The sequence below is a fragment of the Streptomyces sp. NPDC086077 genome (assembly GCF_040686175.1).
Classification (GTDB): Bacteria; Actinomycetota; Actinomycetes; order Streptomycetales; family Streptomycetaceae; genus Streptomyces.
Window position 1 is genome coordinate 21,160 of the sequence record NZ_JBFBJT010000006.1, and the last position, 12,967, is coordinate 34,126.

Here is a 12,967-nt window from a genome sequence, read left to right on the forward strand (position 1 = left end):
AGTGAGGCGGTGCCGTGCGGCCGTCCGGAGGCCGCCGCCCCACCGAATCCTGCACCGGCAGCAGCTGACACGGCCGAGACGCGCCGCGCCTGCGCCGATCGGCCCAATGGGCATGTCACCGCACCCGGTAACTGACCGCGCCGAAGCTGAACTCGCCGGTGTGCAGGCTACCGAGCCTGTAGGAGGTGTCGCCGTTGCTTCCCGGCAGTCCAGGCCTGCAGTCGGGGTTGTAGTAGACGTCGATGTCGTTCGGAGAGACGTTCACGCCGGACAGTGCTGCTTCAGCCAGGTCGTGGCAGGTACCCACGTCCGCGAGGTCCAGGGGGATCTCTGTTCCCGTCGAGCGCGGACCTGTGTACAGGGCGGCAGACGGGCTGTCGAGAGCCGCCGCCGAGGGAGACCCGGCCGACAGGGCCAAAAGTGCGGCGGCGAGTGAGGCAACGGCAGACGCGGTTCTCGTACGGCGCGTGTTCACAGGGCGTCCCTTCGCGAAGTGGGGCAGGCGGACGGCGGTGCTGGCCGGCGGCGATCGATCAGCCGCAAAGATGGTCACACCTTCAACAAGACGCCGGGAAGTGGAGAACTAGCCACCCGCATGGGCTTGCGAGCAGCGGCCCGGGGTGGACGGGGGAGGGGTGCGGCGCGGCGGTTCAGGCACCGGCGGGATGACGAGGACGGCCTCTTCGCCGCCGTGGAGAGGCAGCCCGAGAGTTTATTTGATTGACCAATCCAGAATCGGCTATGGTGATGCGTATGGCACGCAATCGGGAGTTCGACGTCGACACGGCAGTCGATCGAGCGATGGACCTGTTCTGGCGACGTGGTTATGCCGCGACATCGCTGCAGGACCTGCTCGGGGAGATGTCGATCGGCAGCGGAAGCCTGTACGCGGCGTTCGGCTCCAAGGAAAAACTCTATGCCCGCGCGCTGGAACGCTACTGCTCCGTGTACACGTACGGCTTCGCCGAGCGGCTGGAGAACGCCACCGACGTGCGGACCGCTGTGCGGAGCGTCCTGCTGGAGATGGTCGAGGCCGACCTTGCCGAGCCGGAGCGCGGATGCCTGGTGGTCAACGCGGCCACGGAGCGCAGCGATGATCCGACCACGGCCGACAGGGTGGCGGCCGCGTTGCGACTGCTGGAATCGGCTCTCGCCGGCGCATTGGAGCGAGCGAAAACCCGAGGCGAGCTGTCGCCCGACAAGGATCCGGCAGAGCTCGCCCGTTTCCTGACCACCTTCGTCCAGGGCCTGCGAGTGGTGGGTAAGGCCCGCCTGGGCCGGGCCTTCGTCGAAGATGCGGTGTCGACGGCCCTGCGCGCTCTGGACTGACCGAATCGATCAGCTCCACCGACCCGACCCGACCCGACCCGACCCGACCGGCTCGGCCGACTCGATCGGCTGGGTCGGCTCGCTCGGCCGGTCACGGTCACCGGTTCGGTAGCGCCCCGGTGGCGTGGTGCCTCGGCTTCGCCTACCGTCATTGTGTATTAACCAATCCAGAAAAAGGTCATCCATGGAGCTCCACCTCAAGGGCAAGGTCGCCGTCGTCACCGGAGCCAGCAAGGGCATCGGCCTGGCGACCGTCGAGGCGCTGGGACGCGAGGGCGTCCACGTCGTTGCCGGCAGCAGGAGCAGCACGCCCGAGCTCGCCGCCCTCCGCGACAAGTACGACGTCACCGTTGTCCCCGTGGACCTCGCGACGCCGGACGGCGCGGACCGGCTCGTCCAGCGTGCCGTCGACGAACGGGGCAGGCTGGACATCCTCGTCAACAATCTCGGTGCGACCGACTCTCGGCCCGGCTTCCTCGAGGTGGACGACACGGAGTGGCAGCGCGTCTTCGACATCACCTTCTTCAGTGCCGTACGGAGCAGCCGTGCGGCCCTGCCCCACCTGCTGGAGGCGGGGGACGCCGCCATCGTCAACATCAGTTCGATCAACGCCAGGCTGCCCTTTCCTGTCGTCGTGGACTACTCCGCGGCGAAGGCGGCACTGACCAACCTCACCAAGTCGCTCTCCGAGGAGTTCGCACCGCGTGGCGTGCGCGTCAACGCCATCGCCCCTGGTCCGGTCCGCACCCCCTTCTGGACCGCGCCGGGCGGCTTCGCCGACGTGACCGCGGCGGCCGCCGGCACCACCGCGCAGGAGGCCCTCGACGTGGTGGTCCCACAGACCATGGGGATCTCGACCGGCCGCGTCACCGAGCCGCAAGAGGTGGCCGACCTGGTCCTGTTCCTCGCCTCGCCCGTCGCGGGCAACGTCACCGGCGCCGAATTCCTCATCGACGGCGGCCAGAACAAGACCATCTGATCCGGCGGCCGTGCCTGTGCAGAGGTGTCGCTATGCCGGACCGGCCGACTCGAGGCTGGACCGGGCCGGACCACGTCTGGTGGCAGCCTGGCGGAGAGCTGACAGGAGTCGCACCCGCGGGCCTGTGCCAGCCCGGACCGGCCTGGTCGGCACCGCAGCGGCCGGCCGAAACAGGTCACCGACTCAGGCAGGCGAGGCAGTGGCCTGCCGGCCGGTGCCCCGCCGCCGGTAAGCGCCGGGGCTGACGCCGAACTCCCGCTTGAACGCGCGGTTGAAGGCGAACTCGGAGCTGTACCCGACCCTCTCCGCCACAGCCTGGAGCGGCGCGTCGTCGTCGCGGAGGATCCGTCCGGCCGTGGTCATCCGCCACCAGGTCAGGTACGCCATCGGCGGACGTCCGACGAGTTCGGTGAAGCGCCGGGAGAACGCGGACCGGGACACGCCCGCCCGTCGGCTCAGTCTCTCGACAGTCCAAGTAGCTGCGGGCTCGGCGTGCATGTGCTGGAGTGCGGAGCCGACCGTCGGGTCGGCCAGCGCCGCGGCCCAACCGCCAGTGCCGCGCGGAGCGTGGTCCTGGTACCAAGCGCGCAGGGTGTACAGCAACATCGTGTCGAGCAGCGCGGGAATCGCCGCATCGGTGCCAGGTCTGCGCTGGTCCAGTTCGTCCCCGAGCAGGTCGACGACCGAGTTGAGCGCCGTGCGACTGCCCACCCGTCGTGGGAGGTGCATGAATGCGGGGAGCTCGGCGAGCAACGGGTGCGCGCCCGCCCGGTCGAGATGGTACGAGCCGCACATCAGGAGCGTGAGGTCGCCGGCACCACCTGCGGTGTCGGGGGCCGACACCCATGTGTCGTCCATGTCGGGTGCGACGTCGACGAGTTCGCTGTCGGGCGAGTCGGCGAGGGCGATCTCATGGCCGTGCGGAACGAGTACGACGTCTCCGGCCCCCAGCGGTACCGGCTCCCGCCCCGTGAGCAGGAGCCAGCACCGGCCCTGCAGGACGACATGGAAGCCGACCTCGCGGGTGACCGGGAACCGCAGTCCCCACGGCGCCGTCCGGCGGGTGCGCGCGGCATGTGGACGACCGGTACGGATGACGGAGACCGCGTCGCTGACTACGTCCATGCCTCGATCGTACAGATGCCGCTGTGAATGAAGACGAATGGACAAAACATCGCCACTTCCAGTCATGGATCATCCACAATGATCTTCATAGGCTGCACTATGGCAAGCCCGTCAGACGAGTCCGACTGTGTGACCTGTCGACACGAAGAGGAGAAAGAAGCATGACAACCGCCGCGCCCCCGATCATCCGGCGCTACTTCGAGCTCGCTCCCGCACCCGAGACCGACAGGTACTTCGCCCTGTTCGCCGACGACGCTCTCGTCGAGGACGAAGGCAAGGAGTACGTAGGCATCGACGCCGTCCGAGCCTGGCGCACCGAGGTTCCCCTCGTCCAGTACACGATCACCGACCTTGAACCGGTCGGAGACGGGTTGATCGTGACCTGCACGGTCGCCGGGGACTTTCCGGGCAGCCCCGTCGTCGGTCTGAAGTTCCACTTCGAGGAGTTCGACGAGGACCACGTGAAGATCCTCCGCATCCGCCCGTGACCAAGCGGAACGGATCAAGGTGAACCTGTACACCTGCTCGCGGACCTGGCGCCCGACCAGTGCCGCAGGCCCGGAACGGGCTGGATCCACCCGGCTGCGTCAGAGTCGGACGAGATCGAGGGTGGGAAGCGAGCCGCCCGGGAACTGCTGGAGCGCACCTCCGGTGGCGAGTCCGCCGAGATCTATCACCGCGAACCCGGCGGATTCGAGGAGCCGGCTCACGGCCGCCCTGGCTTCCGGTGCGTCACCAGAGACGAACTGGACGCGCCTGCCGCCGTCGAGATGTGGCCTGCCGTGTAGGTCCGCGGGGACGAAGTCAGGAGCCAGCAAAGGGTTGTTCGTGTCGATGACGATCCGGTCGTTCCATGGTTCCAGCCCGGCGACCGCCTTGAGGATGGACCGCCAAGGGACAGAGAGCAGGACGATGCCAGCGAGGAGAGGGAATCCGGCCCCCTGCTGTTGCTGAAGACGACCTCGTGCCCACCGCGGAGGACGGCGGTGGCAGAAGCTTGGGCGATGGCGCCCGCGCCAATCAGGCCGATGCGCATATGACTTCCACCTTCTTCGAGTGATGCTGACTCCCGCGCCTGCCGAGCCCTCGGCGACGGGCAAGGGCATCAGGCCATGAAGCCCCCGTCGGCGCGCAGGGACGCGCCCGTCACGAATGTCGCGTCCGGGCCGACGAGGAAGGAGACCGCCCCCGCGATCTCCTCGGGCCGTCCGAAGCGGCCCAAGGCGTTCATCGATCGCTGGACGTCTGCGAACGGCCCGACGTCCGGATTCATGTCGGTGGCCACGGAGCTGATCTGCACCGCGTTGCCCGCACGTCGGCGTCCTCCGCGTCGATGGGTCCGGTCACGAACGCGGCGGCGTTGTTGACGAGGATGTCGAGCCGACCGAACGAGTCCATGACCAAGTCGACGAGGTGCGCGGCCTGTTCCTGACCGGACTGGTCCGAGACGAAGGCCGCGCCGCGTACTCCGGACTCCTCGATGGCCTTCACCACCTCCTGGGCCTTCTCGGCGGACGACTGGTAGCTGATGGCGACGTCGGCGCCTTCGCGGGCCAGCCGGACGGCCGTGGCCGCGCCGAGGCCGCGGGATCCGCCTCTGATCAGTGCGACCTTGCCGGCCAATGCCTTCTCGGTCATCAGTACTCCAGTCCCGGCCGTGCAGCGGGCCCGCTGTCGAGTTGCGTGGGTTCCGGCTGCGGCGCGGGGTGCCCTCGTGCTTCCCGGCTGATTATTGAGTACATGCTCAAGAAATGGAACCGTCCTGCGGTTCATGCCTCCCAGGGCAGGTGTCGCATGGCCAGATCGACAAGGCCGAGCAGTGTTTCGCGGTCGGCGCCGGAGGCTGCCTCGACGGCGATGCCTTCCTGGAGGGCGGTGACGTACCGTGCGGCGACGCGGGGATCGACGTCGGCGGTGAGTTCTCCCGCCTGCTGGGCCTGGGTCAGTCGCTCGGCGAGCATGACCTGGGCGGCCTTGCGTCGGTCGCACAGGTCCAGTGCGACGTCGCGGGACGCGTCACTGGTCGCGAGTGCGCCCTGTACCAGAAGGCACCCGGCCGGGGTCGTCTCTCCTGTGGTGCTTTGCGCGGCTCCGGTGAGCCAGCGGCGGATGACCTCCCGGATGTTGTCCGCCTCGACGCCCTGGGGGCCGTACGAGAAGACGGTGGCCACGTAACGGTCGGCGACCTGTTTGAACAGTCCGGCCTTCGAGCCGAAGGCGGCGTAGATGCTGCCGGGCTTGAGTCCGGTCGCCGCGGTGAGGTCGGCCATCGTCGCGCCTTCGTAGCCCTTGGCCCAGAAGACGTTCAGCGCCGCCTGCAGGACCTGGTCGGCGTCGAACTCGCGGGGGCGTCCCCTTGCCATGGCTCACCTCCGATTTGTGAAGTGTTCACTCAATATAGCCCTGCGAGGCGGGCGCCCGGCCTGTGTGATTGGCTACGACTCCTCCCTGCGGATTGGTCCGTGCGGGCCCGCAAGCCCGCGCATACGGTTCGAGTCATGATCGCCGCATTCCCCGCCCCCATGAGGCTGGTTCAGGGCGGCGACGGTGGCCCGTGCCGCATCGGACACGTGCCCGAACGACGTGACCGAGCGGTCCGCGTCCAGGTACGCCGACAGGCGTGCGCCGGGATCGCCCGTCAGGGCCGCGGCGACGGCACCGCCCGGGGCGTTCCACGTGCCGGGGCCGTACAGGATGCCGTACCGCAGGGCCACGGCGGTCTCCAGTTCCGCCGCGGTCTCCTCCAGCGCCCGAATGCCGTCGACCCTGCACGCGTTCCCTGGGGGCTCGGGCGTCACTTCAACCGTTCACCCGGCTGCGTACCACCTCGACGAGGAAACCTGAGGCTTCGCTGGACACGAGGCATCGCCGGCAAGTGGGAACACGACCACTTCGAGTTCGTACCCGCCGCCCCGGCCTCCGTGCTCGGCTTCATCGCCGACCGATCGGCGGAGAACTGGCCCCCGTGTGCGCCGGCCCTTTCTTCTGTCTCGCCCTACCGGGTGATCAGAGGCGGACCGTCGCGGTGAGGCGTCGCAGCGCGGCGTAGCCGGGTGGGCCCCAGCTGCGCTTGCCACCCGGACGGCCGTGGACGCCGGCGTCTCCGATGAAGATGCAGGCGAGGGCTTTCAGCACAGCCCAGCCACGAGCACGGCGACGGGTCGCCGGGTCCGCGGCCGGCTCGAATCCCTGGTCTGCAGGAACCGCGCGGTCGGGCCGGCCACCACGAAGCTCGCGCACAGGACCAGCGGCGCGTCCGCGACGGCCAGCGCGCCCACGGTTCCTGCCGTCGTCTTCTGCACCAGCGTGCGACCGGCGAAATCGCATGACCTGAGCAAGGCAGGTGAGTTCACCGCGTCGAAGCCCGCCGCCGGAGCCCCGTCCTTCAGAGCCAGCCAACCCGAGTGGCTCGCCTTCAAGGCCAGTGCCTCACTCTCGGTCGAGGCCAGGACGACCCTCTCGACTCCACGTGAGAAGGCCCAGGCAGCCACAGTGAAGGCGCGCATGACGTCGATGACGACTGCGACACGCGGAACGCCGGTCAACTCCGGGATGCCGACGAAGTGATGGTCCACCGCACCAGTGTGACGGCGCGGACCATCCGAAGGGCACGTTTGGCCCGGCCCAGCATGGGCTGCTGCCCGCTGTCGAGACGCGCCGCTGCGTCTACCGACCGCTGAGGAGACGTAGGCGCTCGTGGCTGGGCGAGTCCGGGTCGGCGTAGTAGACGATGATCAGCTGGCGGGCCTGTGGGCGCAGCATCTTCTCGTAGCGCATCTCCAGTTCGCCGACGAGTAGGTGCTGGAGGCGGGTGCGCCCCGTGTCACGGCGGCGCACGTCGCGACGGGCCCACAGCATGTGTGGCGGTACCTCGCCCGTCGCTACCAGATCAGACACCAGTAGGGCCCGGCCTGCCCGGTACCCACCGAGGTGAGGCCTCTTGGGAGCAGCGCCGGATCCGGTTGGCCGACGGCTGCCAGCGAGCAGGCGGGGTCACCGACGACCCCGGCGGCAGCCATCCGCCGAGCAGCGGCTGTTGCCGTCGTGCTCGTGTACCACCGTGTCGGCGACGGCGACGGCGCGACCGTGGAGGGCGGCGACGTGGGCGTGGGCGCGATCGTCGATGAAGATGAAGACGAAGATGGAGACGGATACGGCGTGGGTGTGGGGGACGGCGCGGGTGCCGATGAAGTCGGCGTCGGCGTGGGCGGCGGCGAGGGAGGCTTCGGTGCCGTCGTCGACGGCTTCGGTGTCGAGGGCCGCGTCAGGCTCGGCTCGGGCGTCGGTACGGGCGACGGGACGGCTGTCGTGCGTTGGGGCGTCGGCGGGGGCTGGTAGCTCGGCGTTGCCGGTCGGTGGGGACCGGCCGTCGCCGTCGGCGTGGACTCCGGTGTGTGTGTCGGCGTCGACGGTGCCGCGCTCGGCGTCTGCGATGTGGGCGTCCAGGACGGTAGTGGGTGCAACGTGGGCAGGGACAGGTCGCCCGAGGCAGACGGCCGCGGGCGGGGCGTGCCGCCGTCCGGCGCCACCAGCGCCCAGACGCCGATGCCACCGAGGACGAGCACAGCGGCACCGCCTGCGATCCACGGGGCCCGCCGGGGTGGGCGTCGGTGCCGGTTCATGTTTCTCACTGTCCGAAGGTCGCGGCGATGCCGCCACTCGGGTGACCGTTTCCGCCGGTCAGGGAGCCGGTGGCCGGGCCAGGAAACGGCCTGGTGGTGAGCAGTGACAAAAGTACGGAAAGAGGAACACGCGCACAGCGGGGCTGTGAACCGGCAGTCCGCCGACCGCGCGCTCGAAGTGGGTGACGGGCGGCTGACCTATGTCGTGGACGGTGCGATGGCAATGTTGCCGTCGGCCTTCTTCCCGGGCTTCCCGGAGGACCACGGGGACGCTCATCCGGAGGCTCGACGCACAGGGTCGTGTGGCCATGTCGGCGGGGGGTCTGTTGGCCGAACGGGACGGCCGGCTCCCGAGTGGCCCTCGCGGCACGACACGCACCGACGTCACATGATCACCGCGCGTGAGTGCCTCGCCGCGAAACTCGCGGAGCCGCGAACGTGGGCTTCGCGTCTCACTTCGGCGACCAGGCGTTCGGTCGCCTGACCGGCACCGACCGGTTGCCGGTCCCGGCTCCCGCGTCGCTTCCCGCACGGAGGACCGCCTGACGGTGCCGCGCTCGCAGTGCCTGACCTCAACGTGCCGCGCGTGCTCCGCGCGGTTTCCACCACCTGGGAATCTTGTCCCGATTGCCGACCCCGACCGCTGGTCTGCCTGACCTGGGCGTTCCTGGCGACTGCGGGGTCGGAGGGAGCGGCGTGACGGGGGCTTCAGTGATCGGCCGGGGGCCGGGGCAGGTCCAGCGGGTTGTCGGCCATCCTGGTCTGGAGTCCTGACCGCACGGCCCCGGCTGCGGAGCTGTCGGTCTTGCGCCTCGCCTGCTCCTGGAAGCACGTCAGGAATTCCGCCGCGAGACCGAGTCGAGGGTAGCGCCCGAGTACTTCGGCCATGAATTCGGGGGCGAAGTCGTCCGCGTCCCTGCCGACGATCTCGAGAGCTGTCGCCCGGCACAGTACGTGCCCTTCGGGATCCATGGAGACATCGACCTCGGGCCACATGTGGCGGACGATGACCTCTGCCAGCCGTTCTCGGCGTTCCGCCGGCCACCCGGCGCCGGCGGTGAACACCCGCGCCACGTGGCCGCCGGCCACCTCGAACGACACGGTGTGGCTGTCGAACTCGGCCACCAGCCCCATGTCATGAAACATGGCGGCTACGTAGAGGAGTTCGGAGTCGACATCGATTCCTTGCGCCCTGGCACGGGCGGCTGCCCACACATAGGCCCGGACGGAGTGGTTCAGCAGCGCGGGGGAGTGGTATGCGGACGCCAGCTCCAAGGCAGCGGCCGAGGCCGCGGTGTCCGGGACCACCAAATCGCCGAGGGTGATGCCGGACGTCGCCAGATGCGCACTGCTGTTCGGTGGCTTCACGGGCATGGCATGTTTTCCTTCTGCTGAACGGAACGCGGGGCCCTGGGTGGCCATGCGGTCAGACCGGACTCGCCGCGTGGCAAGGCGAAGCGGAAGAGGCCGGCAGTGGTGGTCACATCTCGACCCTAGCCCCGTGGTGGCCCAGCTGCCTGGGCCACTACAAGGAGAAGGTCTTGGGCCGTTCAGCAGTGGCGGAGTTCGCGGACGCCACCTCTCGGTGCGGAGCGCACCGAACGCCGACGGTCCGGCATGAGACGATCGACTCCTTGGCCCGGGAGCCCTGTCAGGATCAGTCCGCGTGGCCACAGGCTGAGCGGCTCGGTCACAGACGATGGACGACATCGCGCTGCGGCACCTGGGGGGCAAGGGCAATGGGGTACGGCGGGACACGGGAAGGGCGCCGGGAGCGCACGCGTGCTGAACGGCTGACCGAAGGACTGACCGTCGCCGTGGCGTCGGTCCTCTCGGTCGGCCTGCTGGCCGGACCGGCGGTCGTCTTCGGTTCGACCGCCCGGCACCTGGTCACCGACACCGGCACCACCCTCTTCGGCCGGCTCTCGGCGCCGGTGGTCTTTCTCGTCCTCATGGCGCTGCCGCTCGTCCTGGCCCATGTGGTGTTCCGCTCGGGCTGGCGCAAAGGCAGGGAGCCGCTGACGGCGGCGGTTTCGGGGGCACTGACGCTGCTCGGCGCGTCTGTCGTGCCGCTCGCCGCTCTCTGCCTGATTTTCCTGTACGCGGATTGACGACGACCGTCAGGCACCCTGTTCGAGGCCTTCTTCGGCAGAGCACATCAGCGGCTCCGCTTGCGGAGCACCATCGGTCACCTTCTCGCACCGCGCCGCAAGGAACTACCGTCGCGAGCATGGTCGATCCCGATTCCCTCCGCGCCACCAGCGAGGCCTACGACGCTGTTGCCCCCACCTATGCGCAGCTGTTCCGCCACACACTGCGCGACAGTCCCCTGGACCGCGCGATCTTGGGTGTCTTCGCCGAGGCCGTGCGGGAGAGCGGTGACGGCCAGGTCGCGGACCTGGGGTGCGGGCCTGGCCATGTGACCGCCCATCTCGACGGGTTGGGGCTGGCGGCGTTCGGTGTCGATGCCTCTGCTGCGATGATCGAGCTGGCTCGCCAGGCCCATCCGGACCTGAGGTTCGCCGTGGGCTCGATGGCCGCTTTGGACATCGCTGACGGGGCGCTGGACGGCGTACTCTCACGGTGGTCCATCATCCACATTCCGCCCCAGGAACTGCCCGTCGTCCTGGCTGAGTTCCATCGTGTGCTTGCACCTGGCGGTCACCTCCTGGTCGGCTTCTCGGCAACCGACGATCCGTCTCACCCGACGCAGGTCTTCGATCACACGGTCGCGCCGGCCTATCGGTGGTCGCCTGATCACCTCGCCGCGTTGCTGCGCGGGTCCGGACTGGCGGAGGTGGCCCGGACGGTTCGCGAGCCCCAGCCCACCGACAGACGGCAGTTCCGGGAGATTCACCTGCTCGCCCGCAAAGCCTCGACAGAGGCAGCCTGACCGATCGAAAACAGGTCCCGAGGCAGTGCGCGGCCTGTCGCCCTCGCCTGTCGTACCAGCCGGGCGAGGCACTGAAATCAGCTCGCCACTGCTCGCCTCGCCCGGTACGGTCGCGCGAGTGTCCTCACCGCCAGGAGCCCCAGCGATCTGCCCGCGGGCACCCCGGCAGTTCCCACCCCCAAATGAGGTTTCGTCAACAACCTGTCGTTTCAGTGAACTCGTGCTCGGTTGCGATCGAGCTCCACGGAGTCCAGGACCTCGATCGGGCCGCGCGAAGGTTTCGGCGGCCCGCAGCCGACGATCATCCTCAGCCGCAGAGACGAGCCGGAGCCCGGGAAGTCCCGGCTGCACATCGACGTCAACGCCACCGACCGCGATGAGGACGCCGAGCTCGAACGCCTGCTGAAGCTCGGTGCCCGCCCGGCCGACATCGGCCAGACCGGGCAGGCGGTCCGACCTGGCAGGCGGTCCGACCTGATTGATCCGGGATGTGGGCGCGGGCCGCCGGCACGCCGTCGAACGCGGCACCTAGCGGCTCGGACGTCCTCACACCGTCGCCACCACTCGGGACGACAAGCTCGCCGTCCGCCACGAGGCCACCCTCCACATCCCCGGCATCAACGACTCCACCGCCGCCGGCATCCGAGTCCCCGGCCACCGATTCGTCGTCCGCCGATTCGTCGTCCGCCGCGTCGCACGACGACGACACCTGCGAGATGACAACCTCCGGAGGGCATGCCCCGCACCGGCCGGGATTCGCCGTACCGACCCCACGCGCCACGCCTCCTTCCGGAAGGTGGCGACCGGTGCCTTGTCAGCGTGCCGATCGCGGATATATAACGTTGTAAAGATCACCCACAGGGACTCGGCGCACGGCTCACGGTGACGACACGGCACCCGCCCCGACCACCCGAGTCGGGGCCACTTCGAAGGGAATGCCGTGCGGGTCAGCCTCAAGGACGTCGCCGCGCACGCTGGGGTCTCCATCAAGACCGTCTCCAACGTGGTGAACAACTACCAGCACGTCACACCGGCCATGCGCGAACGCGTCCAGCGGTCCATCGACGCTCTCGGCTATCAGCCCAATCTGACGGCCCGGCACCTCCGCAAGGGTCGCACGGGCATCATCGCGCTCGCCCTGCCCGAACTGGGCAACCCGTACTTCGCCGAACTGACCGCCGCCGTCATCAACGCCGCCGCCGCGCACGACTACATCGTGCTGCTGGACCACACCGGGGGCCGTCGCGAGCAGGAGGTGCTGGTCAGTCAGGGCTTTCGGGCCCGCGTCATCGACGGGCTCATCCTCAGCCCCATCGAGCTGGAGACCGACGACCTTCGCGACCGTACGGAGCAGGTGCCGCTGGTGCTGCTCGGCGAGCGGGAGTACGACCTGCCCTACGACCACATCGCCATCGACAACGTCGCGGCGGCCCGCGCCGCCGTCCGGCATCTGGTCGGGCTCGGGCGCCGGGAGGTGGCCTTCATCGGCGCCCGGCGCGGGCGCAGCGAGCCGGCCCAACTGCGTGTGCGCGGCTGGCGTGAGGAGCTGACCGCGGCCGGACTCCCCGCCGATGACGGGCTCGTGGCCGAGACCGTGGGCTGGGGGCACGCGGACGGGGCCGCGGCCATGACCCGCATCCTGGACAGCGGGCGCCGCCCCGACGCGGTGTTCGCCTACAACGACCCGATGGCCATCGGTGCCATGCGGGCGCTGCACGAGCGAGGGCTGCGGATTCCCGGGGACATCGCCGTCGTCGGCTTCGACGACGTCGTCGAAGGACGTTTCGGCGCGGTGACCCTCACCTCCGTGTCGCCCGACAAGGAAGCCATCGGCAGGCTCGCCGTCGAGTCGGTGCTCGCCCGGCTCAACGGCGCGACTCCCGAACCCCGGCGGATCTGGGCCGACTACAGCCTGGTGGAGCGGGAGAGCACCGTGGGGCGTCGCTAGGGCGGCCGCCCCTGCGGCGGGTTCCGCTTTCCCGCAGTCCAAGTGCCCCCGTGCAGAGGGGGTTTACAGCA

At 69.3% G+C, this 12,967-nt stretch carries 17 protein-coding genes and 3 pseudogenes; 8 read left to right on the top strand and 12 right to left on the bottom strand.

Going from position 1 to position 12,967, the window contains the following annotated elements; genetic code table 11:
- Positions 1-115: 115 nt before the first annotated feature.
- On the bottom strand, positions 116-265 hold the full coding sequence (locus AB0O67_RS03040; protein WP_365445148.1) for a hypothetical protein: 150 nt from the start codon (positions 263-265) through the stop codon (positions 116-118).
- Between the two features lie 488 nt (positions 266-753).
- Between AB0O67_RS03040 and AB0O67_RS03045 the strand changes: the two genes are divergently transcribed.
- Together AB0O67_RS03045 and AB0O67_RS03050 are read left to right on the top strand one after the other, a co-directional pair.
- The gene (locus tag AB0O67_RS03045) at positions 754-1,329 is read left to right on the top strand and encodes a TetR/AcrR family transcriptional regulator (protein WP_365445151.1); all 576 of its coding nucleotides are present in this window, start codon (positions 754-756) and stop codon (positions 1,327-1,329) included.
- A 184-nt stretch (positions 1,330-1,513) separates the two neighbouring features.
- Complete coding sequence (locus tag AB0O67_RS03050; protein ID WP_365445154.1) at positions 1,514-2,308, top strand: oxidoreductase; 795 nt, start codon at positions 1,514-1,516, stop codon at positions 2,306-2,308.
- A 183-nt stretch (positions 2,309-2,491) separates the two neighbouring features.
- Here AB0O67_RS03050 and AB0O67_RS03055 read toward each other — a convergent pair whose 3' ends face one another.
- A complete protein-coding gene (locus AB0O67_RS03055) occupies positions 2,492-3,433 on the bottom strand; it encodes an AraC family transcriptional regulator (RefSeq protein ID WP_365445157.1) in 942 nt (313 codons plus the stop codon).
- 161 nt (positions 3,434-3,594) lie between these two features.
- On the opposite strand from AB0O67_RS03055, the gene AB0O67_RS03060 reads away from it, so the two are divergent.
- Positions 3,595-3,921, top strand: a complete 327-nt coding sequence (locus tag AB0O67_RS03060; protein ID WP_365445160.1) for a nuclear transport factor 2 family protein — start codon at positions 3,595-3,597, stop codon at positions 3,919-3,921.
- A gap of 99 nt (positions 3,922-4,020) precedes the next feature.
- Here AB0O67_RS03060 and AB0O67_RS03065 read toward each other — a convergent pair whose 3' ends face one another.
- From AB0O67_RS03065 to AB0O67_RS03105, 9 genes and pseudogenes are all read right to left on the bottom strand, one after another.
- A complete protein-coding gene (locus tag AB0O67_RS03065; RefSeq protein ID WP_365445163.1) occupies positions 4,021-4,143 on the bottom strand; it encodes a hypothetical protein in 123 nt (40 codons plus the stop codon).
- Positions 4,140-4,469 carry an NAD(P)-binding domain-containing protein gene (locus tag AB0O67_RS03070; protein ID WP_365445165.1) on the bottom strand — a complete coding sequence of 110 codons (330 nt, stop codon included), beginning with the start codon at positions 4,467-4,469 and terminating at the stop codon, positions 4,140-4,142. Before AB0O67_RS03070 ends, AB0O67_RS03065 begins: the two co-directional genes overlap by 4 nt.
- 69 nt (positions 4,470-4,538) lie before the next feature.
- Entirely contained in the window at positions 4,539-4,718 is a 180-nt protein-coding gene (locus AB0O67_RS03075) for an SDR family oxidoreductase (protein ID WP_365445168.1), read from the bottom strand.
- Positions 4,703-5,071 (bottom strand): SDR family NAD(P)-dependent oxidoreductase, encoded by a 369-nt coding sequence (locus tag AB0O67_RS03080; RefSeq protein WP_365445171.1) that lies wholly within the window; start codon positions 5,069-5,071, stop codon positions 4,703-4,705. The genes AB0O67_RS03075 and AB0O67_RS03080 overlap by 16 nt, the downstream gene beginning before the upstream one ends.
- Positions 5,072-5,202: 131 nt before the next feature.
- On the bottom strand, positions 5,203-5,796 hold the full coding sequence (locus AB0O67_RS03085) for a TetR/AcrR family transcriptional regulator (RefSeq protein ID WP_365445174.1): 594 nt from the start codon (positions 5,794-5,796) through the stop codon (positions 5,203-5,205).
- 72 nt (positions 5,797-5,868) lie between these two features.
- A complete protein-coding gene (locus AB0O67_RS03090) occupies positions 5,869-6,231 on the bottom strand; it encodes a hypothetical protein (protein WP_365445177.1) in 363 nt (120 codons plus the stop codon).
- Between the two features lie 208 nt (positions 6,232-6,439).
- Positions 6,440-6,619, bottom strand: a pseudogene (locus AB0O67_RS03095) (aminoglycoside phosphotransferase); the annotation flags it as partial.
- Positions 6,620-6,621: 2 nt separating this feature from the next.
- A pseudogene (locus AB0O67_RS03100) lies at positions 6,622-7,008 on the bottom strand (2-phosphosulfolactate phosphatase); the annotation flags it as partial.
- 91 nt (positions 7,009-7,099) lie between these two features.
- Positions 7,100-7,291: a hypothetical protein gene (locus AB0O67_RS03105; RefSeq protein ID WP_365445180.1), complete on the bottom strand. Its 192-nt coding sequence runs from the start codon at positions 7,289-7,291 to the stop codon at positions 7,100-7,102.
- A 192-nt stretch (positions 7,292-7,483) separates the two neighbouring features.
- On the opposite strand from AB0O67_RS03105, the gene AB0O67_RS03110 reads away from it, so the two are divergent.
- Complete coding sequence (locus AB0O67_RS03110) at positions 7,484-7,771, top strand: hypothetical protein (protein WP_365445183.1); 288 nt, start codon at positions 7,484-7,486, stop codon at positions 7,769-7,771.
- A 992-nt stretch (positions 7,772-8,763) separates the two neighbouring features.
- Here the strand turns inward: AB0O67_RS03110 and AB0O67_RS03115 are convergent.
- The gene (locus AB0O67_RS03115) at positions 8,764-9,429 is read right to left on the bottom strand and encodes an HD domain-containing protein (protein ID WP_365445184.1); all 666 of its coding nucleotides are present in this window, start codon (positions 9,427-9,429) and stop codon (positions 8,764-8,766) included.
- 443 nt (positions 9,430-9,872) lie between these two features.
- Between AB0O67_RS03115 and AB0O67_RS03120 the strand changes: the two genes are divergently transcribed.
- The 4 genes and pseudogenes from AB0O67_RS03120 to AB0O67_RS03135 all read left to right on the top strand — a co-directional run bounded on the left by AB0O67_RS03120 (position 9,873) and on the right by AB0O67_RS03135 (position 12,896).
- Complete coding sequence (locus AB0O67_RS03120) at positions 9,873-10,166, top strand: hypothetical protein (RefSeq protein ID WP_365445186.1); 294 nt, start codon at positions 9,873-9,875, stop codon at positions 10,164-10,166.
- 119 nt (positions 10,167-10,285) lie between these two features.
- The gene (locus AB0O67_RS03125) at positions 10,286-10,948 is read left to right on the top strand and encodes a methyltransferase domain-containing protein (protein ID WP_365445189.1); all 663 of its coding nucleotides are present in this window, start codon (positions 10,286-10,288) and stop codon (positions 10,946-10,948) included.
- Positions 10,949-11,168: 220 nt separating this feature from the next.
- Positions 11,169-11,395: pseudogene (locus tag AB0O67_RS03130) on the top strand (VOC family protein); the annotation flags it as partial.
- A gap of 493 nt (positions 11,396-11,888) precedes the next feature.
- Entirely contained in the window at positions 11,889-12,896 is a 1,008-nt protein-coding gene (locus AB0O67_RS03135; protein ID WP_365445192.1) for a LacI family DNA-binding transcriptional regulator, read from the top strand.
- Positions 12,897-12,967 lie beyond the last annotated feature (71 nt).